Origin of the sequence: Paenibacillus thalictri (assembly GCF_004307995.1) — a bacterium.
Lineage (GTDB): Bacteria > Bacillota > Bacilli > Paenibacillales > NBRC-103111 > Paenibacillus_AF > Paenibacillus_AF thalictri.
Window position 1 is genome coordinate 27,742 of sequence record NZ_SIRE01000027.1, and the last position, 24,926, is coordinate 52,667.

The 24,926-nt window shown below is 52.1% G+C and carries 28 protein-coding genes; 10 read left to right on the plus strand and 18 right to left on the minus strand.

Translation table 11 applies throughout. The features are described 5' to 3' along the window. The first annotated feature begins 12 nt into the window (after window positions 1–12). From EYB31_RS30900 to EYB31_RS30915, 4 genes are all read left to right on the plus strand, one after another. Window positions 13–870 (plus strand): helix-turn-helix domain-containing protein, encoded by an 858-nt coding sequence (locus EYB31_RS30900; RefSeq protein WP_131017356.1) that lies wholly within the window; start codon window positions 13–15, stop codon window positions 868–870. Window positions 871–1,105: 235 nt separating this feature from the next. Then, window positions 1,106–1,717 carry a hypothetical protein gene (locus EYB31_RS30905; protein WP_131017357.1) on the plus strand — a complete coding sequence of 204 codons (612 nt, stop codon included), beginning with the start codon at window positions 1,106–1,108 and terminating at the stop codon, window positions 1,715–1,717. 42 nt (window positions 1,718–1,759) lie between these two features. Further along, window positions 1,760–2,122, plus strand: coding sequence for a c-type cytochrome (locus tag EYB31_RS30910; protein WP_131017429.1), 363 nt, complete (start codon window positions 1,760–1,762; stop codon window positions 2,120–2,122). Between the two features lie 16 nt (window positions 2,123–2,138). Next, complete coding sequence (locus EYB31_RS30915; RefSeq protein WP_131017358.1) at window positions 2,139–2,642, plus strand: GNAT family N-acetyltransferase; 504 nt, start codon at window positions 2,139–2,141, stop codon at window positions 2,640–2,642. Window positions 2,643–2,695: 53 nt separating this feature from the next. Here the strand turns inward: EYB31_RS30915 and acpS are convergent, their stop codons facing one another. Beyond that, the gene (gene acpS / locus EYB31_RS30920) at window positions 2,696–3,082 is read right to left on the minus strand and encodes a holo-ACP synthase (RefSeq protein WP_131017359.1); all 387 of its coding nucleotides are present in this window, start codon (window positions 3,080–3,082) and stop codon (window positions 2,696–2,698) included. A 9-nt stretch (window positions 3,083–3,091) separates the two neighbouring features. Next, on the minus strand, window positions 3,092–3,901 hold the full coding sequence (gene nadE, locus EYB31_RS30925; RefSeq protein WP_131017360.1) for an ammonia-dependent NAD(+) synthetase: 810 nt from the start codon (window positions 3,899–3,901) through the stop codon (window positions 3,092–3,094). A 227-nt stretch (window positions 3,902–4,128) separates the two neighbouring features. On the opposite strand from nadE, the gene EYB31_RS30930 reads away from it, so the two are divergent. Then, window positions 4,129–4,836 carry a tyrosine-protein phosphatase gene (locus EYB31_RS30930; RefSeq protein WP_131017361.1) on the plus strand — a complete coding sequence of 236 codons (708 nt, stop codon included), beginning with the start codon at window positions 4,129–4,131 and terminating at the stop codon, window positions 4,834–4,836. A 128-nt stretch (window positions 4,837–4,964) separates the two neighbouring features. Here the strand turns inward: EYB31_RS30930 and EYB31_RS30935 are convergent, their stop codons facing one another. From EYB31_RS30935 to EYB31_RS30975, 10 genes are all read right to left on the minus strand, one after another. Then, window positions 4,965–5,408 carry a BrxA/BrxB family bacilliredoxin gene (locus tag EYB31_RS30935; RefSeq protein WP_131017362.1) on the minus strand — a complete coding sequence of 148 codons (444 nt, stop codon included), beginning with the start codon at window positions 5,406–5,408 and terminating at the stop codon, window positions 4,965–4,967. Window positions 5,409–5,526: 118 nt separating this feature from the next. Then, window positions 5,527–5,925: a DUF3905 domain-containing protein gene (locus tag EYB31_RS30940; RefSeq protein ID WP_420819488.1), complete on the minus strand. Its 399-nt coding sequence runs from the start codon at window positions 5,923–5,925 to the stop codon at window positions 5,527–5,529. Window positions 5,926–5,957: 32 nt separating this feature from the next. Then, entirely contained in the window at window positions 5,958–6,092 is a 135-nt protein-coding gene (locus tag EYB31_RS41330; RefSeq protein WP_276322108.1) for a hypothetical protein, read from the minus strand. A gap of 35 nt (window positions 6,093–6,127) precedes the next feature. Next, entirely contained in the window at window positions 6,128–7,231 is a 1,104-nt protein-coding gene (locus tag EYB31_RS30945; protein WP_131017363.1) for a polysaccharide deacetylase family protein, read from the minus strand. A 164-nt stretch (window positions 7,232–7,395) separates the two neighbouring features. Continuing rightward, complete coding sequence (locus EYB31_RS30950; RefSeq protein WP_131017364.1) at window positions 7,396–8,061, minus strand: PspA/IM30 family protein; 666 nt, start codon at window positions 8,059–8,061, stop codon at window positions 7,396–7,398. Between the two features lie 5 nt (window positions 8,062–8,066). Continuing rightward, on the minus strand, window positions 8,067–8,561 hold the full coding sequence (locus EYB31_RS30955; protein WP_131017365.1) for a PspC domain-containing protein: 495 nt from the start codon (window positions 8,559–8,561) through the stop codon (window positions 8,067–8,069). Then, window positions 8,558–9,235, minus strand: a complete 678-nt coding sequence (locus EYB31_RS30960) for a PspA/IM30 family protein (protein ID WP_131017366.1) — start codon at window positions 9,233–9,235, stop codon at window positions 8,558–8,560. The genes EYB31_RS30955 and EYB31_RS30960 overlap by 4 nt, the downstream gene beginning before the upstream one ends. A 44-nt stretch (window positions 9,236–9,279) precedes the next feature. Then, window positions 9,280–9,573: a LiaF transmembrane domain-containing protein gene (locus tag EYB31_RS30965; RefSeq protein WP_131017367.1), complete on the minus strand. Its 294-nt coding sequence runs from the start codon at window positions 9,571–9,573 to the stop codon at window positions 9,280–9,282. Window positions 9,574–10,152: 579 nt separating this feature from the next. Continuing rightward, entirely contained in the window at window positions 10,153–10,866 is a 714-nt protein-coding gene (locus EYB31_RS30970; protein ID WP_131017368.1) for a class I SAM-dependent methyltransferase, read from the minus strand. Between the two features lie 76 nt (window positions 10,867–10,942). Continuing rightward, window positions 10,943–11,989: a MerR family transcriptional regulator gene (locus EYB31_RS30975; protein ID WP_131017369.1), complete on the minus strand. Its 1,047-nt coding sequence runs from the start codon at window positions 11,987–11,989 to the stop codon at window positions 10,943–10,945. A gap of 239 nt (window positions 11,990–12,228) precedes the next feature. Between EYB31_RS30975 and EYB31_RS30980 the strand changes: the two genes are divergently transcribed. After that, entirely contained in the window at window positions 12,229–13,005 is a 777-nt protein-coding gene (locus EYB31_RS30980) for a DUF4362 domain-containing protein (protein WP_131017370.1), read from the plus strand. Window positions 13,006–13,013: 8 nt separating this feature from the next. Further along, complete coding sequence (locus tag EYB31_RS30985; RefSeq protein ID WP_131017371.1) at window positions 13,014–14,252, plus strand: MFS transporter; 1,239 nt, start codon at window positions 13,014–13,016, stop codon at window positions 14,250–14,252. Window positions 14,253–14,303: 51 nt separating this feature from the next. Here the strand turns inward: EYB31_RS30985 and EYB31_RS40440 are convergent, their stop codons facing one another. Then, complete coding sequence (locus tag EYB31_RS40440) at window positions 14,304–14,675, minus strand: hypothetical protein (protein WP_165452704.1); 372 nt, start codon at window positions 14,673–14,675, stop codon at window positions 14,304–14,306. A gap of 529 nt (window positions 14,676–15,204) precedes the next feature. On the opposite strand from EYB31_RS40440, the gene EYB31_RS30995 reads away from it, so the two are divergent. The 3 genes from EYB31_RS30995 (at window position 15,205) to EYB31_RS31005 (ending at window position 19,724) form a co-directional block, all read left to right on the plus strand. Beyond that, a complete protein-coding gene (locus EYB31_RS30995; RefSeq protein ID WP_240763062.1) occupies window positions 15,205–16,521 on the plus strand; it encodes a hemolysin family protein in 1,317 nt (438 codons plus the stop codon). Window positions 16,522–16,649: 128 nt separating this feature from the next. Continuing rightward, entirely contained in the window at window positions 16,650–17,921 is a 1,272-nt protein-coding gene (locus EYB31_RS31000; RefSeq protein WP_131017372.1) for a BaiN/RdsA family NAD(P)/FAD-dependent oxidoreductase, read from the plus strand. A gap of 99 nt (window positions 17,922–18,020) precedes the next feature. Then, the gene (locus tag EYB31_RS31005) at window positions 18,021–19,724 is read left to right on the plus strand and encodes a HAMP domain-containing methyl-accepting chemotaxis protein (protein WP_131017373.1); all 1,704 of its coding nucleotides are present in this window, start codon (window positions 18,021–18,023) and stop codon (window positions 19,722–19,724) included. Window positions 19,725–19,806: 82 nt separating this feature from the next. Here EYB31_RS31005 and EYB31_RS31010 read toward each other — a convergent pair whose 3' ends face one another. The 5 genes from EYB31_RS31010 to EYB31_RS31030 all read right to left on the minus strand — a co-directional run bounded on the left by EYB31_RS31010 (window position 19,807) and on the right by EYB31_RS31030 (window position 24,860). After that, on the minus strand, window positions 19,807–20,238 hold the full coding sequence (locus tag EYB31_RS31010; RefSeq protein ID WP_131017374.1) for a hypothetical protein: 432 nt from the start codon (window positions 20,236–20,238) through the stop codon (window positions 19,807–19,809). A 123-nt stretch (window positions 20,239–20,361) separates the two neighbouring features. Further along, a complete protein-coding gene (locus tag EYB31_RS31015; protein WP_131017375.1) occupies window positions 20,362–21,189 on the minus strand; it encodes an inositol monophosphatase family protein in 828 nt (275 codons plus the stop codon). Next, entirely contained in the window at window positions 21,186–21,713 is a 528-nt protein-coding gene (locus EYB31_RS31020) for an NUDIX hydrolase (protein ID WP_131017432.1), read from the minus strand. The genes EYB31_RS31015 and EYB31_RS31020 overlap by 4 nt, the downstream gene beginning before the upstream one ends. Before the next feature lie 139 nt (window positions 21,714–21,852). After that, entirely contained in the window at window positions 21,853–24,036 is a 2,184-nt protein-coding gene (locus EYB31_RS31025; RefSeq protein WP_131017376.1) for a malate synthase G, read from the minus strand. Between the two features lie 68 nt (window positions 24,037–24,104). Further along, complete coding sequence (locus tag EYB31_RS31030) at window positions 24,105–24,860, minus strand: IclR family transcriptional regulator (protein ID WP_131017377.1); 756 nt, start codon at window positions 24,858–24,860, stop codon at window positions 24,105–24,107. Between the last annotated feature and the right edge of the window lie 66 nt (window positions 24,861–24,926).

Genomic DNA, 24,926 nt, shown 5'->3' on the forward strand with positions numbered 1-24,926 from the left:
GACTTAAGACATATGCTTACCCCCGGAGAACTGGCCTCCTATCTGAATAAGCTGGTCATTTCCATCCTGCTCGTCGGTCATCAGAAAACAGAAGCCGATTGGCACCAATCAACACGCAAAATCAAGCATCATTCCGTCTGGCTTATTATTAAAGGAAAAGGCTCCTTCACCATTAACGGCACTCATTACCCCGCCGAACCGGGGAAAATTTTTTTCTTCAGCCCGGGTATGGTCGTTGAGCGGGGGACCGATCCTGACAATCCGATAGAATATTATTTCTTACGATTTCATTATACGGAAACTTACGAAGAGAAGGAACAGTGGATTCACCGGCCGGCCTGCGACTGCCCTTTTCCGCTTGACGGGATGTACACCCTGCTGAATACGCCGCAGCTCATTTATTTGATGGAGCAGCTGGAAATATTGTGGAAGCGGCGCGGCCATATGACGGCCATGCGGCGCAAAATTTTGCTGCAGGAATTTTTCCTGGCGCTGATTTCCGATTTCCGCGCCCAGAAAATGGCCGGCGCAACCACCTCCGCGATCGAGCTGACCCAGGATTATATGGTCGGCCATTATAAGGAGCCGCTCACCCTGGAGGGGCTTGCTGCAATGGCGGGTCTGAGCGTCAGCCATTATTCCCGCCTGTTCAAGAAGTTTATCGGCTACAGCCCGATTGACTACTTGACCCATCTGCGCGTCGACCGGGCAAAAGAACTGCTTGTCTTGTCAGACTACCGACTTAAATCGATTGCGGGCAGCGTAGGTTATAGCGACGAGTTTTATTTCAGCCGGATTTTCAAAAAAATGACCGGGATGTCGCCGCGCGACTATGCCAAAAAACACCGTTACTCCCTGCCCACCAGCTGATTAACGGGTTGTCGCCGGGATGAGGAAACCGGATCTGCCGCACCCTTGCGGCTTCGCCCCCCAATTGACTTCACAGCGGCAAAAGTGTACTCTGACTGTATCTCTGGGGTATTTTCAGCACGACCGGGCCTTGGGGCCAGCGGATTGCTGCGGTCAAGGCAGAGTGCAGCCTGATGAATGGCCGCCCGGAATGACTGTAAATTGGCTGAATTCACAGGATAGAGGTGAATGAGCAATGAACGAACCAAGCGGGAGCGCCGCCGAACGTTTTGCGGTTTACCGCAAGACGGCACGGCCGTACGCTCCGCTGTTAACGATATGGGGCTTAGAGTGGATCGCCAGTGCCGCATTAAGTTTTCTGGGGCAATGGCGCGATATGGAAACTTACCATATGTACACGTTGGCCGCCGCTGCCATCTTGACTTTGATTGCGGCGGTATGGAGCAAACGCAGTCTCCTGCGGCGGGCAAACGCCGGGAGTCTGCTGCTGCCCGCCTTATGTGTGCTTATGGCTGTAGGCGCGCTGTTTGTGCTCGATTACGTGCAGGCGATCGATCCTTTTTTTGTCCCGCTGCTCCATGCCTTTGCCTTAGCAGTCGGCTACACCTTTGTCAGCATATATCTGGGCAGACCTCTTCTGTATTTGGGATTATGGCTGTTCGCGCTTGATGTGGTGGTCGCTTTACATTACTTGGGTTATACGCTGCTTATTCTCAGCGGATTCGGCGGCCTGAGCCTGCTGGTCTTTGCTTGGCTGATCGGAGAATGGAACCGTAAGCGCCGCCGTAAACCGGATAAACGAAACAAGTCGAGAAAAACGCGACCGTTGGTCGTTGAATTGGAATAACCCCGCTACTTTGAACGAACGGAGAGACATGTTGTGAGCAAAATGATCCAAACCGCAGCGCTTCTTGCTTTGACCATCCTGATTGCAGCGGGATGCGGCGGCCAGTCCGCAAACAAAACGGATAAATTCGCCCAGTCGGGACCGGGCGAGCTGTTGAACTCCGCCCCTGAACGCGCGCAGGAGATTTATAAAACCAGTTGTCTGTCCTGCCATGGAAACAATCTCGAGGGGCGTGTCGGCCCCAAAACCAATCTGCAGCAGATCGGCGGCCGGATGAACAAAGATCAGATTACCAAACAAATTACAAACGGCGGCGGCGGCATGCCGGCTTTCGGCGCGAAACTGAAACCGGAAGATATCACCGTGATGACCGAGTGGCTCTCCTCCCTGAATGCCGGGAAATGATGCTGGAGGTGCGTTAATGCGAATACGCAGATTAACTCCCGATGATGCGCAGGCGTTCTGGACGCTGCGGATGCAAGGGCTGATGCAGTACCCCGAGGCATTCGGCAGCTCTTACGAAGAAGCTGCTGCAACACCGCTGGACAAAGTACGGGGACGGTTATCCGTCTCCTCCGAGAACGCCGTCTTCGGCGCTTTCACAGAACATGGCGAGTTGATCGGCGTTGCCGGCATTTATGGCGACCACGCTGCAAAAATGCGCCATAAAGCAGGGATATGGGGTGTTTATGTAGCCCCTTCCGGGCAAGGGAGAGGAATCGGCAGGCAGCTGATGGAAACCGCCCTCGCTTATGCCCGAACCATCCCCCATTGGGAGCTTGTGCTGCTCGCGGTCTCTTCGTCCAATCATTCCGCCAAGAAGCTGTACGAATCGCTTGGATTCCGCACTTACGGCGTCGAGCCTTGCGCGCTTAAGATGAACGGCATATGTTATGACGAAGATTTGATGATGATGAAACTTTAAACGAACGCGAAAAAAACCGGAACCGCAGGTGTACAACCTGTGTTCCGGTTTTTTTATGCCTCAATCACACAATATGCAATGGCGGTGGATGCGCTGTGCGATATACTTAAATGGATCGTCAAGGGACGCCCGTTCAAGCCCAGACGGGTCAAAGCGCCTTCGGACAGAAGGCAGCAAGGCTTGCCGAGCCGATCCGGCATGATGGTGAGATCGTGAAACCCCACCTGCTTGCCGATACCGCATCCCAACGCTTTCACAACCGCCTCTTTGGCGGCGAATCGTCCGGCGATAAACTCGGGCAGCCGCCCTTTCCTTGCATTGGCGAGTTCCCGCTCCGCCCCTGTTAACACTCTCTCCACAAAACGATCGGCAGCCGGCTGGGACAAAATACTCCGGATGCGCTCAATTTCCAGCACATCGGTACCAATTCCGTAGATCACGTGGGCAGCCTAAATGCCCGGAATCGGCGCGCGCTTATGTTCGGTTTTCAAATACTGCTTCTCCAGCTTCTCTTGTGCCGCCGGGTCGATTTGCTTCCCTTCCAAATAAGCGCTGTTGTTGTCATAAGTAATGCCCAGCTCGTTCTCATCGGTTTGACCGTCCCATAATCCGGCTGTCGGCGCTTTGTCGAGTACGCTCTGCGGTACGCCGAGCTTCGCCGCAAGCAGCCGCACTTGCCGTTTATTCAAGGTGCTGAGCGGAGTAATATCGACGGCCCCGTCGCCGTATTTGGTATAAAATCCGGTGATCGCTTCAGAAGCGTGGTCGGTGCCTACGACCAGCAGGTTCAATTCAAATGCCAGCGCGTATTGCACGACCATCCGTGTTCTTGCCTTCACGTTGCCTTTGCCTCCGCGGCTAAGATGCTGGTGGACGCCGATCGATTTGAGGCCGTATTCCGACTCCAGCACGATTTCATTAACCGCCTCTTCAATGTTTGTTTCCACCCGGTATTGTAATTGAAAAGCTTCAGCGACTGCATAGCTGTCAGAGATATCGGACTGCTCTCCGTAAGGCTGAAATACGCCTACGGTTTTGTGCTCCTTGCCTGTCTCCGCCGTAAGCTCATCCGTCGCTTTCTTGCAAAGCCCTGCCGCCACCGCGCTGTCGATGCCGCCGCTGATGGCGATCAACAGTCCGTTCACTCCGGATTTCTGCACGTATTGCTTTAAAAAGTCGACCCGTTTGCGGATTTCCGCATCTACATCAATCTCCGGCTTGACGCCCAAGCGGTTAATAATATCCTGCTGCAAGCTCATGTTTCTCCACCCTTCCTGCATTTCCGTTATTTTCTTCTAGTATAGTCCAGTCCGTAAAGAATTCAAGTCGGATAAGGACATTTTATGTGACAATACTTATCATCAGGCTCCGGGCAGAATCGGATACCCTCGCAATATTGGTAAATTGATAGATTTTTCAGTCAATCTCTGCTACGATAACTTTACATTATTTTCTGAACTGCGGGAAACAGAGAGGAGACTACCCGATGATCGATATTCATTGTCACATTCTGCACCACATTGATGACGGAGCCAGCGATTTAAACGAATCGCTCGATATGGCTAGAATAGCATACAATGACGGGGTCCGCGATATTATCGTCACTCCGCATTTTAATCAAGGCTGGCGAAGTACCCGAGCTCTAGTCGATGAGCGGTTGCAAGAGCTGCAAGCCGCAATTCACCAGGCCGGAATCGGCATTACACTCCATCGCGGAAATGAATTGACGCTGGAGAGCGCCGAATTTTTTCATGAGCACAACCAACTGCAGCACTTTCACTATCTCGCCGGAAAGCCATCCTTCCTGCTGGTTGAGATGCCCTGGTCAGGTTACAATGAAGCTGCGCCGGACATCGTCCGCCACTTGCGCGACCAAGGCGCCACGCCCATTCTCGCTCATCCCGAGCGTCATATTTTTTTCCGGGAACGGCCGGAATTACTGGACAACCTGCTTGAAGCGGGCATATGGACGCAAGTCACCGTAGACAGCCTGCTTGGCAAAAACGGCGAGGATGCCCGCTTATTTGGACTCCGTTTGCTGGATCAGGGCCAGGTGCATACGATTGCCACAGACGCTCATAACGTGAAACGGAAACCGAATTTATCCGAAGGCTACCGGATTATCGCAGAGCGGCAAGGACAAGCCGCGGCCGATGCCATTCAAGACCGCATCAAACAGATCCTGGCGGGATAAACGCCGCTTCGCCGCTGCAGATGGAACGTGAAAAAGAAAAACTCCCGCATCCAAGCCGAAAATACGCGGCTGCGATGAACGGGAGTTTTATTTTGGACCAATTCCTTTAGGTCAGATGAACCTAAAGATTATTTGCAATAGTTCTCGAATGCGCCGCGCAAGTCATTGGCGATCATGTCAGCGGAACGGTCTTCGATTTGGTGGCGTTGAATAAAATGTACCAGCTCACCGTCTTTAAACAAAGCGATGGATGGCGAAGACGGAGGGTAAGGTGCCAAATATTCACGCGCCTTAGCGGTAGCTTCCTTATCTTGGCCTGCGAATACCGTAAACAGATGATCCGGCGTCACATCGCCTTGCAGCGCTTTGGCTACGCCCGGACGGCATTGTCCTGCAGCACAACCGCAAACCGAGTTAATGACAAGCAGAGAGGTGCCTTTAGCGCCTTCTCCTTCAACCAGTTGGCTGATAACCTCATCGGGGGTCCGCAGCTCGGTAATGCCGATACGAGTCAAATCGTCGCGCATCGGTTGGACCATATCTCTCATATATGCTTCAAAAGACATTGACATGGCTTTCACTCCTTTAGACAACATGTTTATTTAGAAACTTTCTTAAAACATATTATACATCGGCTTGGAATGAAAGCAAAGCGTTTTGCCTGAAGTTTCATGAAGGGCCAGAGCCGGTTTATTCAGCGGACCGCTCGCCGTTATCCTTATCTTTCGGCTGTTCGTACTTATAAGCTACATTCTTATCTGCATGCTCAAAGATGCCTGATTGAGGCGGAATTCCCTTCTCGAAGTAGTCCCGGTTTTCCGCGGAATGAAAGCCGATATCCTTAAAGGGATGCACCCAATCGTCCCCCGCCATAATGGACGGGTCCGTGTCTTCGGTCCAATTCTCGAGCGGAGAATCTTCCGACTCGTAATCGTGATCGCCGATCACCACGCCGTATTGGTTGACAAAAGGGTTGCGCGGTCCGCGGCCTTTTTGAAATTGCGGAAGAAAGTTGATCTCAAAAGGATCCAGTTCGCTTGCGTCGTCTTGAAGTTCTATCTCGTTATCACGATCGTCACGCTTTTTCACGCTAACTCCTCCTCTCAGTGCTTCCACATGAGTTAATCCGCAGGGCGGTTGGGGCCGTTCAGCTTTTTGTCATAACCTTCCTTTAACGGGTCTGCCTGCTGGTTTTGCGAATGCTGCCGCTGCTGCCGGCTTTGCGCTTTGGACGCGGATTTGTTGTTTTCTTTCATACGCTCACTCTCCTTTTGTAATTGCTTCGCACTTATTATGGCTGTAAAAATCGAAATGTAAACGAATCGCGCTGCAGCACATCAAACGAGTAACCGTCTCTGCTCAGCTTCTCGATCACCGTCGGCAGTGCTTCCACCGTCGTTTTTTTGCGGGTGTTGTCATGCATCAGCACGATAATCCGGCTTTTGCCGCGGCTGTTCTCCATAACGGAGTCGATAATCGCTTGCCGATCCTGCACCGGGGCGGCGGCATCTGTCGAGCTGACGTTCCAATCGAAGTATTGATATCCCTGGGATACCATTTCCCGGGTAATTTTTTTCATCACATTTCGACCGCCGGCCTTCCAGCTTAAATGATTATTCGAGCCTCCGGGGAAGCGGATAATGTCGGTATGAAATCCGACGGTCTCGAACAATAAATCGTCAAGCTTTTTCAAATCATCCTCAAAAGCTTCAACCGAGCCGTAAATCTGATTGTAGTTATGCGAAAATGTATGATTGCCGAGTTTGTGGCCGTCCTCGACAATTTTTTTGTACATCGCCTTGCCTTCGGCAGAATTGCTGCCATTGACGAAAAAGGTCGCTTTGACGCCGTATTGTTTTAAAATATCCAGAATCGCCGGTGTACTGCCGGAAGGCCCGTCGTCAAAAGTCAGAAACGCCGTTTTGGGTCCCGATGCGCCTGAAAGCTCCTTGCTATCCGGCTGATCGCCGGATTTGCTTCGGCCATTCTCTTCGTCCACCGTTTCAGCAGAGGATGCAGTCCCATTATGAGCTGCTAACGGGCCGCTTACGCCTCCATCGCCCGTCTCGCTCTCAAGGGAATGTGGTTCCAAGTTCCGCTGCGGTGCGCTGGGGGCTCTGGAGCTTATCCATACAGGGCCCAGTTCAGGCTCCTCCTCCATAGTACGGACTGTCCCGTCCAAACTTCCCGGCAAAGCCGCCTCTCCCCGCTCCTCTCCCTTTAGACCCATATCCGCCGTTATGCCTTGCTTGCCGTCCCGGGATTCAGCGGATGGCTGCCCGCTCCAGGGAACGGGAGCCGGTTTCTTGCAGCCGGCAAGCCCGGCGGCAGTGAGCAGCAGTGTCAACATAACACCCGTACCGGCGAGAATCCAACGCCTCTGCTTTACCTTCATCGCCGTTCCTCCCTTCAGCCTGCCGGCTGCTTCTCAAATGGAATAGTACGCTTATTATGGCTGATCTTTCTGTACCGCTACCGTATAACCTTTTTCCACAATTGGCGCAAAAAGGCAGCCCTTTTCAGGACTGCCTTTGCCATCATCTATATGAATACCCTCTGTTAGTTATTCAGCTTTTGCTTGAGCTGTTCGAGCTGCTCGTCGATTTTTTGCTGCTTGGCGGCGTCGACTTGATTATAGTTTGCGCTGCCTGTATAAGGCATGCGGGCAACATCGGCTTCCACTTCAAGCTGCATAATTTTTTCTTCCATGCGGCGGAAACCGCGAACCGCGCTGCCCCCTTCAATTCCGCTGTTTGTTGTCACTTCGGCCATTTGGCGTTTGGCTTTAGCTAATTGAGCGCGGGAGACCAATTCGCTGCGTTTGTTGCGCATTTGGTAGAAGGCGTCTTTCATTTCATGAAGCTGTTTGACGATTTCTTCCGCTTGAGCCTTAGCTTGTTCGTGCATATCGCGGTATTCGACGATTTTTTGTTCGTAATACAGCTTTTGCTCCAGCGCCCCGCGAGCCGCGGCTTCTTGGCCGGATTTAAGCGCACCGGCTGCTTGATCTTCGGCTCTGGCCGCCAGCCGTACGGATTCCTCGAGGCGTTCCTTCAGCTTGCGTTCGCTGGCTATATGACGCGCTACCGTCACTTCAGCTTGTGCAATTTCTTCTTCCATATCACGCAGGTATTGATTCAGCATCACAATCGGATCTTCCACTTTATCAAGCAACTCGTGCATCGATGCCTTCGTCATATCTTTCAGTCTTTTGAATACTCCCATTATAATCACTTCTCCTCTTTATTATTGGTTTCGTTATTATTTTGTTTCTCGAATTGGGCCACTTTGGCGCGCAGTTCCTCGATTTCCTTCCACATTGCCTTTTTTTCGATGTCTTTCATCATATCATCTATATTCGAAGGGCCGGATGGAGCGGCGCCGCCAGTTTTCGGGCCTTGCTGATAATTCGTATATTCCGCATCGCGGTAGTTCCGTTCGGGACGTTCGAATGTCGACCCTCCGTAGGAACGGCTCGGCCGGCCATAGCTATCGTATCCGTGAGCTCTGCCGAAACGGTCGTAAGTTTCATCTCCGTAAGGATCCTTGGGAATAACGATGCTTGCTAAAATGTAGATAAGAATGGGCGCTCCGCCAAGTACAAACGTAATGATGATGACAAGCACCCGGAGCACATTTGCATCCATGTTCATCCAATCTGCCAATCCGCCGCAGAGCCCTGTTATTTTCCGGTCTGTGCGCGAGCGATACAATCTGCTGCTCATCTTTTATAGCCCTCCTGTTCCAGTTTGCGCCTTAAATTCGCCAGTTCTTGTTCGACCGCATCCACCGCGGCGCCCGCATAACGCATCATTTCGCGTGTGCCGCTGCGTACTTCGCGCAGTGTCCGGGCGTGGGATTCCATATCGGACAACCGCTCATCGAGACGGTCGAACATTCTCGGTACGCCATAACCGCTGCCGGACGGGCGCACCCGCTCGTTCATCCGCTGCTGCAGCCTTACGGCTTCCAGCCTTGCCAGATAGTAGCCCCGTTTCGCAGCGACTTCGTCCAGATCCGCTTTCAGCTGTCTCAACTGATCCTCCAGATCGCGGATCGAGTACTGGCTTTCCTCGTACAACGCTTTGTAGTTGGCGCTTAATTCCTCTTGCTGCATTTTCTCCTGCAGAGCCAGACGCGCCACCTCGTCTTCACCGGCCCGCAAGGCCAACATGGCTTGCTGCTCACGCTTCTGCTTCATTTGGTCGGCCGTCAAATATTGCTGGCGGACCGATTGGGAATGCGCTAGGCATTGGGACAGCAGACGTTCTGTGGAGCGAATCTGTTCCGCTTGAGCCGCCAAATATTTATCGATCAGTCGCACTGGATCCTCCGAGGATTCCAGCATTTCGTTCAGCGTCGCTACGCTGATGTCCCGCAATCTCTTACTTATGCTCATCTCATCTACCACCTATCCCCTGATTTTCTTCGTTATTTTCAAAATTAATAGCTTCTATTGGAGTTCCGCTTTAAGAGATATACGCCGTAGCCAATCAAGCCAACTGCGATCAACAGGCCCGAAAGCTTGCCTAACAGAATTAACGCGCCCAGACCGCCGATAATGAGGCCAATCACTTTCTTGCCGTTAATGATTCCGAGATATCCGAGTCCAATCATTGCAATCGGAATAAGATAACTCATCAAATGCCCGGTATGGAAGCCAAAGCCATTAATTACAACAAGTACGCCTACAAAGATCAGCAGAATCGCAAATCCCATTTTTCCATTCCATCTCATCTATGTACTCACCGCCTTTCACAGATTAGTTTTTTTGGATCGTGTTTTTTGCTTGTGTTGTTGCTGCGCTTGCTTATGTCTTTATTCTAGGGAAAATCGGGCTTCTTCAAAACGGACCTGCGGCGGTTTTTGGCACTAGACCTAAGACGGGGGACAAGTCAGACCTCTGCCCGGTACTTCTTAAACAGATGGCTCTATAGGAAGCTCTGCGGCCGTTACGGAAAAGGTTTTAAGAAAAACCGTCAGGGAAAACCACCCTGACGGTCCTTTTGGTTCGTGGAGCTATTTTCGGCGCGTTGAATGGGGATGAGTATGGGACTCCAACCGCCAATTAAAATCATGTCCCTATGAACAGCTAAGTAGGTCGGACCCTGATTTTAAAAGCGGCCGCTTACGCTTTTACGCCCCATACGCATCCCTTTGGTCTACTCTGTGCTAGTTCGCCTCTTCCTGATGCTGCTGCAAGCTCAAATAACTCTGGCGCTTATGAGCAGCGCGCAGCGCCCTCAAGTTCCCTCTTGTATGCCGCGGCCATTCCCAAACGGCTGCGGAGGCTGGATATATTCGATATAAAGAGGGTTAGCAGGACTTGCACCGCCACCATATCCCGGTATAGCTGGGCACGAAGGTCAATCGCTCCGCTCTAACGAGATCGGCCAAGTCCTGCCCGAAGAAAAACCGGGTCAGCCGCTCCGCCTCATCCGCCGAAGCGAAGCGGAAATCGCTTCTTACCCACATGTGCCGAAAGCCGTAATGCTGCTCCAATTCACGGTAATACGGCTGCAAAAAAGCCGGCGGCTGCGGTGCCGCAACGCCGGTACCCATCGTTTCTATAATGATGGCAACGCCGTCCTGCCGAAGCACGCGATTCAGCTCCTCCATCGCGCGGGAAAGCTGTTCCCGCCAGTCTGCCCTATTGCTGCTGGCGATATAACACAAGGTCCAGCCTGCAAGCACAATGTCGGCGCTCTCCGCAGGAAGCGGCAGCTCACGGTGATCGGCGACGGCAGCGCTGACATTGTGCACCCCCGCTTCGCTTAATTTGCGCTTGGCCAGCTCCAGCATCGGCTCCGCCCCATCAAGTATCGCCAAGCTGCTAACCCAAGGCGCAATATGCCTGCTTAAGCGCCCTGTACCTGCGCCGAGCTCGGCCGCCGTTTTTCCCTGCCATTCCGCAAGCGGGCGAATAGCCTTCAGCAGCGGTCCTACATCTTCCCGCTCGACAAGCTGCTCATACTCATTTTCTTGCTCCTCGTAAATCCGCTTGTGATCCGGCTCGTTTTTTTCTTCCACGTCGAACCCTCCCGTCTATGATTGGACAGCATATGCGTCCCTGCCATTCATCATAAAGGCTCACGTGGCGTTAAACTCAAGTGTTGGTTTTGACTGCGTACACAATATGTGTCGCCCCCTCAACAGACTGCTGAATCGTCACATAACCCCAGGCTTGCAATATACTGACCAGCCGCTCTCTGACGGCCGGGTTCTCTTCATCTGCCCCGAAGGTTTCCGTCGTCCCCGCTCCGGTCCGAAGCCCGTCTTCTTCGTTCATAAAATCGACGATGCATAAACGTCCCCGCGGCTTCAGCACCCGGTCCATTTCCGCCAGCGCAAGAGGATGCTGGTCTCCGCTCAAATGATGCAGAGCAAAACTGCTGACCACAAAATCGTACTGGGCGTCAAAACAAGGCAAAGCTAATAGGTTGCCTAGCCGTGTTGTCAATTCCGGCAGCTTGTCCCGGCAATGGCTTAGCATTCGCCGCGACTGGTCGACACCAACCATAGCCGCGCCTTTGCGTATGCACCGCCGGGCCAGCTCTCCCGTACCCGTGCCAACGTCCAGCCCCGCTTCGCCCGAACGAGGGCCGACCCATTGCACCGCCATCTCCAGTGCACGCTCGTACTCTTGTTCCGGAGGCACATGGCTGCGCAAATCGGGGCTCGTACTTCCGGGCAGCGCAGGCAGCCCGTCAAAGTTCCAACGGTCAATCCAGCGGCTCCGGCGCTCTTTTAATTCCCCTAAACTGTCCGTGAGCTTATGCAACTGCTGCCCCCAATGCAACCGGCTTGGGTCCGCTGCCGCGGCGTTCTCTTCAATGATCCGGTCCAGCGTACCGATCATCTCCTTAAGCTGCAGCCACTGCGAGAACATGGCCGAGCGCTGCAGCTCCAACAAATGTCTGACCTCGTCCGGATTGTCCTGTTCCATCTGGCCAAGCAGCCGGCCGATGTCCTCAAGTCTCATCCCAACCTCGCGCAGCGAAGCAATCGAAGCCAATCTCCACACGTCGGATTCGCTGAATTCGCGGTAACCGCTATGCGGAAGCTTGCTGGGCGAGAGCAGCCCTTTTTCCTCGTAGAAACGGATTGTGCGCGGCGTCAGGCCCAGCCTTTGCGCCACTTCATGGATTTTCAAACCTCACTCCCCCTATGTACCTTGACGCTGCGGTATAGTTTAACTATAGCCAAACTATATGCTGATGGAAGAATTGCTTACTGTTTATAATACGTGAAGGAGAGTTTCAAGTCGCTCATACCTATAAAAACATCCTTTTCGCGAAAATTCCATTTTTTTCATGAACATGCTGAAACATTATTCGGGGAAGTCGCGTTTAATGTTTGTGCTGGTTTCAGGCGGAGAGGAAGCTGACCGAAATGGTTCAAACCTGGATTCTGCTCGTCATCCTGCTGCTTAGCGGATGCCAGAGCGATCCCGAGCGGGCAATGTCCCATGGAGACTTATCTGTAAATGAAGTTGCTGAAGCGATTGCCGCGGAGAACATCCCGGTAGCTCCAAGCGCTGACAAATACAGCTGGCTTGCAGGAACTGCCCCTGCCGCATACCGATTAGGCGGCGAAGAGAAGCTTCTCGTATTCACATTCTCAGGCCCCCGAGTGCCGCATAAGGCCTACGAAGACTACGACAAGAGGACTTCGAGCGAAGAAAAGGCGCATATTGTCCTGTACCGCGTCAAAAACGCGCTGCTTCTGTACGTCCACCACGCTCCGGCGGACGGCGCCAAACCACCGCGCACCGAATATGGCTCACGCATAGAACGGGTGCTGGATAAGCTGCATGGCGACGAAGTAGAGGATGTCCACGGCAACATTGCGAACAAAACAAAGCTGGAAAGCTTTATTTCCCATATCCGCAGTTACACTCCCGATCGGATGCGCATTACACGCTTCACCATCGAAGGCGACCCGATTTTTTACGATATCGTGTATGACGGGAAACAGTACCTTCTCTCTATCGACAATTCCGAAGACGCTTTTGCCGGTTCGGACAGCAAACAACCAAAGACCTATACATGTGGCGGTTTGGCCGAAACATCTGCCGAAGAAGTGACCCATTATGCATTAACCGCATGCTCCGGGTTCAGCGAACCTTTCCCTCTCCTATCCATCCCGCATGCAATAATTAAGGAGTGAAATGATTGATGTCCAAAACAACAACGGCTCCGGCCGGTTTATTCAGTAACGCTTTTATCCGCACGATCTTATTGTCCGGGCTGCTGCTGCAGATCGGCATCTGGGTACGAAACTTTGCCATTTTGCTGTTTGTGACCGAACGAACCAATGCGGATCCATTCGCCATATCGATGATCTCGGTTGCCGAATTTGCGCCGATTTTCATATTTTCTTTTATTGGGGGCACCTTTGCCGACCGCTGGCGGCCCAAACGGACGATGGTCTGGTGCGATTTGCTCAGCGCCTTATCCGTATTCGCCGTATTATTCGTGATGGAATCGGCAGGCTGGAAAGCCGTATTTTTCGCGACACTGGTTTCCTCGATTTTATCGCAATTTTCCCAGCCTTCCGGGATGAAGCTGTTTAAGCTTCATGTTCCCGAGCAGTTCATGCAAGCCGGGATGTCGCTGTACCAGACGATGTTTGCTTTGTTTATGGTGCTTGGCCCGATTCTTGGCACGTTTGTGTTTCAACATTACGGCATTTATATTTCGATAGGCGTGATGGGTGTCGCCTTTCTGCTGTCCGCCGGCGTTTTGCTGTTCCTGCCCCCGGACCGGATAAGCGAAGAGCAGAACAAGGGCACATCGCTGCTGCAGGAAATGGGCCTTGGCTTCCGCTATGTGCTGTCGAGCAAAATGCTGACCACCTTGGGTGCCACCTTTGTTTCCGCCGGGCTGGCGATCGGTCTGATCCAACCGTTAGGCATCTTTCTGGTGACTGAACGGTTGGGACTGCCCAAGGAGTATTTGCAGTGGTTGATGACTGCCAACGGCGTTGCGATGATTATCGGCGGCGGCATCGCCATGGGCATGTCCAAACGAATGCCTCCGCAGCATATGTTGGCCTTCGGTATGTCCGTCAGCGCGATCGGCCTGCTTATTGCCGGACTGTCCACGAGCCTGCCGCTGACGTTGGCCGGGCAGTTCATTAGCGGGCTTGTGCTGCCCGCCATTCAAATCTCGATCAATACCATGATATTGCAAAATACGGAGGAAGCTTTTGTCGGCCGCGTGAACGGTATTTTAACCCCTTTGTTCATGGGCGCCATGGTCATTACGATGAGCTTGGCCGGATCACTCAAAATGGCCTTTTCTTTAGTTTCGTTGTATGCGGCTTCCACGCTGCTGTTTTTCCTGGGGGTGCTGGTCATGGTGCCCTTGCTGAAAAAATCCGGCCAAGACTCCAAACCGGAGTCGGCCATATAACGTCAAAGGAGCCTATAAAGGCTCCTTTTGTCGTCATCCTTGCCTGTTCGGTTATTTCGCCGGCAATTGCTTATTGATGTCCTTGCTGCCCATGCCACTGTTGACCATGGCCTTGCTGGCCATACCCTTGCTGGCCCTGCCATTGTTGGCCGTGACCTTGCTGCCCATGACCTTGCTGGCCCTGCCATTGTTGGCCGTGACCTTGCTGCCCATGACCTTGCTGCCCATGCCACTGTTGACCATGGCCTTGCTGGCCATGACCTTGCTGCCCATGCCACTGTTGGCCGTGGTCTTGCTGTCCATGCCATTGCTGGCCATGACCCCATTGTTGGTGTGGATAAGAGTGATGCGGGTAGGTATGCGGGTGATACGGATAATGATGCGCCGGATGATATGGATGTACCGGATAGTGCGGATGAGCATGATACGGATATACCGGATGAGCCGGCTGCATAGGATAGTGGTAGTATCCGCCTTGCGGGTTTTGATATTGTCCTTGCTGAACCGGACGTTCGGCCGTTTCTTCTGATAAGATGGCCGGTTGGAATGGGTTGTCGGTCAAGTGGAAATCCCCTCTCGTTTTAGAACTTAATCTCAACATATGCCGTCATTCGAAAAAGGGCGACTGCCCTTAACCAAAAATAGGCTTTTCCCCGGTTCAAACCGAGTATGTTAAGAATAGGAGGGTACCGTAAAAAATAGCGCAGCTTTTTTTAAAAATGCCAAACTTTTTTTAATATTTGCTCAAAACTTACGAAAACGAGGGAAAATCGCCTGAAATCCAGAAAAACCGGGATTCAATTCAATCGTTGCGTCTGTATGCGGCGCAATGGAGGGGCGAATTGGAGTGGAGACGCAAGACCGAATAGTATATAATTTATATATATCGAATGATATCTTTTTATAATAAGGGAGGTGTACCTGTCCATCTACTTGAGGGGGCAGGGAATATTTGAGTAGTGACCCGTTACCGTTATTGTTCAATCTGTTATTGATCGTTTTGCTAGTCGTCATCAACGGATTTTTCGTCGCGGCGGAGTTCGCCTTGGTGAAGGTACGTTCCAGCAGACTTGACGCGCTTGCCGAGGGCGGCCGAATAAGCGCCAAGTGGGCTCAGAAAATAGTACTTAACCTCGATGCGTACTTATCGGCCTGCCAACTTGGGATTACATTAGCATCCCTGGGACTTGGCTGGGTCGGCGAGCCGACTGTTGCTGCCATACTGGATCCGGTGCTTAAAGATCTGGGACTGAACGATGTTGCGGTGCATACCATTTCATTTATTATTTCCTTTTCCGTCATCACTATGCTTCATATTACGCTGGGAGAACAGTTTCCCAAAACTTACGCCATCCGTAAATCGGAAAATGTAACGTTATGGTCGGCTTTGCCGATGATTGTATTGTATAAAGTCATGTACCCGTTCATATGGGTGTTGAACGGCGCATCGAACTGGCTTCTGCGGAGAGCCGGCATCGAACCGACAACCGAACACGAAGTAGCGCATACGGAGGAAGAAATCCGTGTCTTGATGAAAGAAAGCCATCGCAGCGGCCTGATCGATAATACCGAATTGACGCTGTTTGATAATATATTTGATTTTTCCGAGACAAACGCTCGCGAAGTTATGATTCCGCGCACGGAGATCGATTGTTTGTACACGAATCTGCCGTTTGCTGAAAACAAGAAAATCGCGCTGAAAGAAATGCGCACCCGTTATCCGGTCAGTGATTCCGACAAAGATAATATTATCGGGTTCGTGCATATTAAAGATTTATTGAAACCTCATGAAGGCACCACCGATATCCGCGATCTCACTCGCCCTATCCTGAGTGTTCCTGAATCGATGCCGATCAGTAATTTGCTTAAACAAATGCAGAAGAAAAAGGTGCAGATCGCGCTGCTAATCGACGAATATGGCGGTACCTCCGGACTGGTCACGATGGAAGATATCATCGAGGAAATCGTCGGCGAAATTCAAGACGAATTCGACCAGGAACGTCCGGCTTTGGAGAAAAAAGACGAGAATACCTTCTCGATCGACGGCCGCATGCTGATTGACGAGGTTAACGATACGTTTGGACTCGATATCCAAGAAGAGCATGTCGACACGATCGGCGGCTGGATTTATTCCCAAGTGGAAATTCCTCCGAAAAAGAATCAATCTATTACATTTAACGGTTTCGATTTTATTGTGGAAGAAACGGATCATCTCCGGATATCCCGAATCACCGTGAAAAAGCATCACCGGCAAACACAATCCGCTTAACACGCGGCGCCGCAGAGAACTCTACGTTCTCGCGCGGCGCTTTTTTGTTGTTCGGCCTTGTTAAGTCGTCTCCGATCCGGATACAATGAATTGTGAAGAAAGTAACGCAGTCCGAAAAGGAGTTATATATGAATTACGATATTATTGTCATCGGCGGAGGGCCATCCGGTTTGATGGCTTGTATTGCGGCCAGCGCCGCGGGAGCCCGCACGCTGCTCATCGACAAAGGCGATAAACTCGGGCGCAAGCTGGGGATCTCCGGCGGGGGCCGCTGTAATGTGACTAATGCGGGGGATTTGGACGAGATCGTCAAACACATTCCAGGTAACGGGCGGTTTCTGTACAGCGCGTTTTCCACGTTCAGCAACTACGATATCATCGACTTTTTTGAAAACATGGGCATCTCCCTCAAAGAAGAAGACCGCGGCAGAATGTTTCCGGTCAGCGATAAAGCCAAATCGGTCGTCGACGCGCTGGTCGGCCGGGTTCGCGCGCAAGGCGTTGAGATCAAAGTAAACAGCCCCGTAGACCGGGTACTATATGAGGACAGGCGTGCGTCCGGAGTCCTTCTGCGCACAGGCGAGCGGATTTCCAGCCGCTGTGTCGTCATTGCTACCGGAGGCAAAAGCGTGCCGCATACCGGTTCGGAAGGCGACGGTTATCCTTGGGCGGAAGCCGCCGGACATACGATCACGGAGCTGTACCCTACCGAAGTTCCGCTGACTTCGAAAGAACCGTTTATCCGCAGCAAAGAGCTGCAAGGTCTGTCCCTAAGAGATGTCGCTTTAACCGTCTGGAATTCCAAAGGCAAAAAGCTGGTTACTCATCAAGGCGACATGATCTTTACCCATTTCGGCATTTCCGGCCCGATGGCCTTGCGCTGCAGCCAATTTGTCGTCAAAGCGCTGAAACAGACGGAAACCGGAACGGTCCAGCTCACGATCGATTTGCTCCCGCTGAAATCGGCCGAAGAGATCTATGATGAAACGATGCGGTTAGCTGAACAAGAATCCAAAAAAGCGGTTAAAAATGTGCTGAAAGGTTATCTTCCGGAACGCTTGATCCCGCTGATCCTGGAGAAGTCCGGTCTGCGCACGGATATCACCTATGACCATATCCCGAAACAACAATGGCAGGACTTCAGCAAACTCGTGAAATCGTTTCCTATCGCCATCAACGGCACGTTGTCGCTTGAAGAAGCTTTTGTCACCGGGGGCGGCGTTCATCTGAAAGAAATTGATCCGCGAACGATGGAATCCAAGCTGACGGAAGGCTTATTTTTTTGCGGGGAAATTCTCGATATCCACGGATATACCGGGGGCTACAATATTACAGCGGCCTTTGCTACCGGTTATACCGCTGGGAAAAACGCCGCTTTGACTTATGTAAAGCTGGAGTAAAAAAAGGCGGTTTTATATATATTTAGCAGGATTAACGACAGGATCTGTCGAATTATCTGTCGTTATATTCATTGAACATTCGAATGGGGCGTGGACAAAATGAGATTATCGGTTAGCCAAAAAATGATTGCCTCTTTTTCTTTTATTTTTCTTCTGCTTTTGATTTCAGGCCTGTTTTCTTTTAAAAGTATGAATAACATTTTTGGTTCCGTATCGAGTATCACAGACGAGTATTTGCCCGGTGTCGAGCTGGTCAACAATTTGAACTTCCAAACGGAACATGTGATAGCCCTGACTTATTCTCATTTAATCGAAAACAACGCCGACAATATGAAAAATATTGAGAAGGAAATCACCGACTACTCCGCAAAAATCGATCAAACTTTAAAAGAATACGAGCCTACCGTTAGCACCGAGGACGAAAAGAAACATTACGATTCCCTCATTGCCAAATGGAAGGAGTTTCAAAAAACCAATGCGGCCACTTTGCAAGTCAGCCTCACTAATGATCAGACCAAGATCAAGACCGCGATGGCCGATAGCTATAAAGCTTTTTCTGCGATGCAAACCGATCTCGACGCATTGGTGAAGCACAATCACAGTGGCGCGCTTGACGCTGCGCAATCCGTCCGCGACGTGTATACTTCGAGCACACGGGTCATGGTTGTCATTGTGATTTTGTCGCTGGTATTCGCCATTGCCATTACCTATACACTGCACCGGCTTATTTCGGTGCCTATCCGGAAAGTGACGAATACCGTGCTGAAAGTGGCGGATGGGGATTTGTCCGTTCGTGATATTCAGGTTAAAAACCGCGATGAAATCGGTCAGCTTGCCCAAGCGGTTAACGCGATGGTGCTGAATTTGCGCTCTACCGTGCAAACAGCCATGGATACCTCGCAGCAAGTTGCCGCGTTGTCGGCCGAGCTGACAGCCAGTGCGGAGCAGACAAGCCGTGCCTCCGAGCAAATCGCCGCTTCGATCGATGAAGTGGCTGCCGGCTCCCATGAGCAATTGACCGGGCTTGATGAAACGGCGCGCACGATGGAAGAAATGACGATTGGGGTGGAACGTATCTCGGAGAAAGCGACGAATGTCGCAGAGCAAACCGTTGAGACTACGCAAAACGTAAGCCGCGGCAACGAATCGATGCAGGCTATGCTGCAGCAGATGGGATCCATTCAGTCTTCGACCGAACAAACCTCGGAAGCCATTCATCGGCTCGGCGAAAGATCCGATCAGATCGGCTCCATTGTCGCAATCATTACCGAGATCGCCAACCAGACGAACCTGCTTGCATTAAATGCTTCTATTGAAGCCGCGCGAGCCGGCGAAGAAGGCAGAGGTTTTGCCGTTGTAGCGCTGGAGGTCAAGAAGCTTGCCGAGCAGTCCGGCCAGTCTGCCAGCCAAATCTCCGCGCTGATCGAAGATATCGAAAGAGACATCTCCCGTGCCAAAAGCTCTATGGAGTTAGCGGCAGCCGACGTATTAAACGGCACCGATGCAGCCAAACATACCGGGGCGCTGTTCGAACAAATATTGAAGTCCATCGAGCAAGTCAGCGAGCAATTTTTGGAGGTTTCGTCAACTACGCAGCAAATGTCCGCTTCCACCGAGGAAATTTCCTCCACGGTTGTTTCCATCGCTGCTATTGCCAAGCAATCCAGCGACAATACGATGAACGTAGCCTCGGCGTCGGAAGAACAGATGGCCGCTATGGAGCAAATCTCATCGACCTCGGCTCATTTAGCCCAATTGGCCGACGAACTGCAGTCTTCCATCCGCAGGTTCAAGCTGGTCTAACCATCGCCTCATTCTTTGACGATATGAAAAAGCCGCGGATCCGTTTTCCGCGGCTTTTTTCCGTTATCCTTGCAACAACCCGCTATAAGCGGATCCCCGCCAAAAAATGATCGTAGTCTTCTCCCGACGGGTCGACACGTCCGTCTTTCTCCTGATATGGCGAGGAGGTGGAAACTGCGCCGTAATCGTCCGTAGCGCTTTCCGTTTCCGCGTATCCGGCTGGCCAATCCTCATTGACCACATGCGCCGGAATGGCAACATCGTCGATTTCATACGCCGTATTGTATGCAGCCGTCTCCGAGGAGCTGTCAGAGTATTCCACCCATTTGCCACCGAAAGCTTGTACGATTTCAAGCGCCGAGGTCAAATCACCCTTCTCCAAGGTCAGGTGCAGCAGCGACGTTCCTCCGCTTTCTTGCAGCTTGGCCGTATAACCCAGCTCGTCCAGCGTTTCAACCGCAAGCTTAGCGGAAGGCGTCTGATCGAATTGAAAATGAATCGGTGCGGCGTCCATGTCGGGTCATCCCTTTCTTCGATTGGAAGTCGTGGTATCGATTGTCTCAGAAGTTAGCTTTGCCAAAACGGCACTGCCTTAACCCGAACCTTCTCCTTGCTCCCAACGCCTGACCCGCGCAATTTAAATCTTCTGCTTTCCTTGAGGCAGCGCTTCGTTAACAAGCTGCAGCAGCGCGGCATGGTTGTCCGGATGCGCAGCGACAATGTAAGGTTCGCCATGCAGTTCGGCAAGCGGACGCCCTTCGAAGTCCGTCACCGTTGCTCCCGCTTCTTGTGCGATCAGCACGCCGGCATACATGTCGTCGCCTTCCGAATTGTACAGCACAATGCCCTGCAGATCGCCTCTGGCGAGCATCGCCCAAGTGAGTGAAGGCGCCCAGACCCTCAGCACCCTTTTGATATTCGCTTCCAGATGGTGGCGAAGCTGTAATGCGGCATGGTCCTGTTTGCCGACCCCATGGCCTTGAATCCACGATATCGTGCCCTTGGATAGTCCAAAAGGTGCGGCAGCGACAGTTATAGGTTTATCGTTTCTCCAGGCCCCTTGTCCGGCCAGCGCTGTATAGGTGGTCTGCAGCGCGGAATCGTGCACCACCCCGACTACCGGGAGGCCCCGATGGCTCAGCGAAATCGATACGCCGTACAGCGGAATCCCCAGCGCAAAATTGTTCGTGCCATCCAGCGGATCGACATGCCATACCCACTCGCTCTGCGTGCCATTCTCTCCCGCTTCCTCGCTATGAATGCGGTGTTCGGGAAACCGCTGCTGCAGCAGATCGACAATCAGCTTATCGGTCAGCAGGTCGATTTCCGTTACCAGGTCCCCCATACTCCCTTTATGTTGAATGTCTAAAGTGCTGCCAAAACGGTTCGTAGCCGTTTCTCCCGCCAGCTTCGCCGCCTCAACAGCAGCCTCCAGTGCTTGTCTCAATAATTGCTCCCGATTCATCTTGCGTCTCCTTCCAGGCCAAGGCAGCCGGCTTGATCGATCCATTCAGGCAAGTTCATCCGCCGGCAGGAAATCAGCTTTCCATCTATAAAAGTGCAGCGGTATTCCTTCAACTCCGATTCAACCAGCATGGAAGGCAGAAAATGCCGAACGTGAGCGGCAACTCCAGCATTATCGGCTTTAACCACCCATTCGACCGGTTTCCATGCCAGCAGTCCTTCATTCATTTCAACCGGTGTGTGAAACTCGATATGGTCTTTCAGCTCCGCGATATATACATACATACCGCCATTCTCCCGGCCCTCCAATTCCCATGTAACAATACCGGTAAACCGGACGGCATTCGGGGGCATCATCAAGCCGGTTTCCTCAACTATTTCCCGTACAATGCCCTCGTGCGGGGTTTCTCCGGGTTCAAGCTTGCCGCCTACCCCATTCCACGTCCCGCGAAGCGGAGCCTCGTTACGGTTAAGCATCAACACCCGGTCGCCTTGGCGTATAAAACAAATCGTATACTTCAGCATCCCCACATCCAGCCTCCTGCCTTTATCGTCTTGCATCACCGTAAAAATGCCCACTCTTTACCATACCATAACGGAAAAAATAAAACGAGGCTCTCCCGTTGATTTCAACAGGAAAACCTCGTTGCAAGCATCATTTTGGTTATTGCGCAAGCTGCGCAGATTTGGCTTTAAACTCGATACGTCTGCGGTGCAGAATCGGTTCAGTATAACCGTTCGGCTGATCGCAGCCTTGGAACACCAGCTCGCAAGCGGCCAGAAAAGCAACGGAATCATCATAATTCGGAGCCATCGGCCGATAAGCGGCATCTCCGGCGTTCTGCCCATCTACCACTTGCGCCATGCGGCGCATCGTTTCCATTACCTGAGTTTCGCTGCAGATGCCATGGTGCAGCCAATTGGCAATGTGCTGGCTGGAAATACGCAGTGTCGCCCGGTCCTCCATCAAGCCAACGTTGTTAATATCCGGCACCTTGGAGCAGCCGATGCCTTGCTCGACCCAACGGACCACATAACCAAGAATGCCCTGCGCGTTGTTATCGAGCTCTTGCTGGATTTGCGCGGCGGTCCAAGCTGGATTCGACTCCACCGGAATCTCCAGAATGCCGTCCTGCAGATCGGTAATCGCCTGCTTCAATTGATTCTGGACGGCGACAACGTCTACTTGGTGGTAATGCAGAGCATGCAGTACTGCCGCTGTCGGCGAAGGCACCCAAGCCGTGTTGGCGCCTGCTTGCGGATGCGCAATTTTCGTCTTCAGCATATCGCCCATCAGATCCGGCATCGCCCACATGCCTTTACCGATCTGAGCATGCCCCTGCAAGCCGCAGGAAAGCCCTGCGTTAACGTTGGATTTCTCATAACTTTGCAGCCAAACCGACGATTTCATATCATTTTTACGGATCATCGGTCCTGCAGCCATCGATGTATGCATTTCATCGCCCGTACGATCCAGGAAACCGGTATTGATAAAAGCAATACGCTCCTTCACCTGACGAATACATGCCTTTAAATTCAAAGAAGTGCGTCGTTCCTCGTCCATGACCCCGATTTTCAGCGTAAATCTGTCCAGGCCCAGCAGATCCTCCACGCGGTTAAACAGTTCATTGGCGAAGGCGACCTCGGCGGAACCGTGCATTTTCGGTTTGACGATGTATACGGAGCCTTTCAGCGAGTTCGGAAACGGATTGTTTTCAAGAAGAGAGTGTCTGGCGATAAGTCCCGTCACAACCGCATCCATAATGCCTTCGGGTACTTCGCTGCCATCCTGGTCCAATATCGCATTATTCGTCATCAGATGTCCGACATTGCGGACAAACAGAAGCGAGCGCCCGCGCAAGCTTATTGCCGAGCCTGACGGCGAAGTGTATGCACGGTCCGGATTCAATGTGCGGGTGACCGTTTGTTTTCCTTTGGCGAACGTTGCAGATAAAGTTCCTTTCATTAAACCAAGCCAGTTCCTGTACACAAGCACCTTATCTTCCGCGTCGACAGCGGCTACGGAATCTTCGCAGTCCATAATCGTTGTCAGCGCCGCTTCCAGCAAAATATCCTTTACACCGGCACTATCGGTCCGGCCGATGGGAGATTCCCGATCGATCTGAATTTCAAGATGCAATCCGTTATTACGAAGCAAGATAGCATGAGGAGCTGCGCTTTCTCCTTGATAACCGACAAACTTAGCCGGATCTTTCAACCCGGTGGCTGTTCCATTGCTTAAAGTGACCCTAAGCCGGCCGTTATCGACCTCATATTTTACAGCTTCCGCATGCGATCCTTCTATAAGCCCGGCCGCCTGGTCGAGAAATCCCCGGCCGAAGGCAATGACCTTGTCGCCCCGGACCGGATTATATGCCGCTTGCCGCTCAGCCCCTCCGTCATCCGGTATAGCGTCTGTGCCATATAAGGCGTCATACAGGCTTCCCCAGCGGGCATTCGCAGCGTTGAGCGCGTAACGGGCGTTATTGACGGGCACAACCAGCTGCGGGCCTGCCTGCACGGTAATTTCATCGTCAACCGCTTGCGTAGTCACTTCGAAATCTTCCGCCTCGGGTTCAAGGTATCCGATACTTTGCAAGAATGATTTATAAGCTGCAAAATCAAAACTGTCTTTATTGTTCTTGTGCCATTCATCTACAGCCTGCTGGAGCTCATCGCGTCTGGCCAGCAAAGCTTGGTTCTGCGGCATTAAGTCGTGCACCAGGTTATCGAATCCCGACCAGAAGTGCTCTTCAGCAACTCCGCTGCCGGGAAGCGCCTCGGAACGGATAAATTCATAAAGCTCTGAAGCAACCTGCAAGCGACCGGTTTGAACATACTCTCCCATAATCTGTTCCTCCTCGAAATTAACTGTGCTATCGATAAAACCAGCTTTTGTTACACATTTCGGGTTACCTATTCGGCCTTGCCGTAGGAAAGCTTGCCGGCAAGCGTAATCGCCGCCCGTCTTGCATCCTCCCGCTTGTGATCCCATTCGTGGACCGGCATCGATACGCTGACCGCCCCAAGCATTTGTCCACCCGGGTGAATGATCGGCGCAGCCACGCAGCAGAAGCCCATGACCCCTTCCTGCATCTCCTCCGCGAATCCTTGACGGCGCGCCAATGCGATCTGTTCCAGCAGCTCGGTACGGTTGTTAACCGTATGCGGCGTAAGCCGGTTCAGCCCCTCCTCCGGGTACATGGCCAGCAGCGCTTCCTCGGAAAGAGCAGTCAGCAGCATTTTCCCCAAAGCCGTAGCATAAGCCGGGAATCTCGCCCCCGGTCCGGATACCATCTGAACTGGCTTAGGAGCAGCCTCTTTCGCCAAATAAACGACCTGATCGCCCTCCAGACGAGCCAGTTGAACCGATTCTTCGATCCTGGCCATGACAGTAGGCGCCTCCCTGCGGAATACGTCAATCAGATCAAACTGCTGAAAGTAGACGTTGCCCATCATGCCAAAATGCACACCCAAACTAAACGCATCGGCACGATCGCGTTCAATCCACTGCAGCTGCTCCATCGTTTGCAGCAGCGAGAACATCGTGCTTTTGCTGATGCCGCTGCGCGAGCATAAATCCGTCAGCTTCAGCTTGCCCGGCTCCGCCGCGATCTCGCGCAAAATCGTATGCGCCCTTTCCAATGCGGGAACCCAATACTTTTTGTCCATACATACCCCTGTTATTTAGTTCATTATTTAGAACCATGTTCATGATTTTGTTTAAATATATTTTAA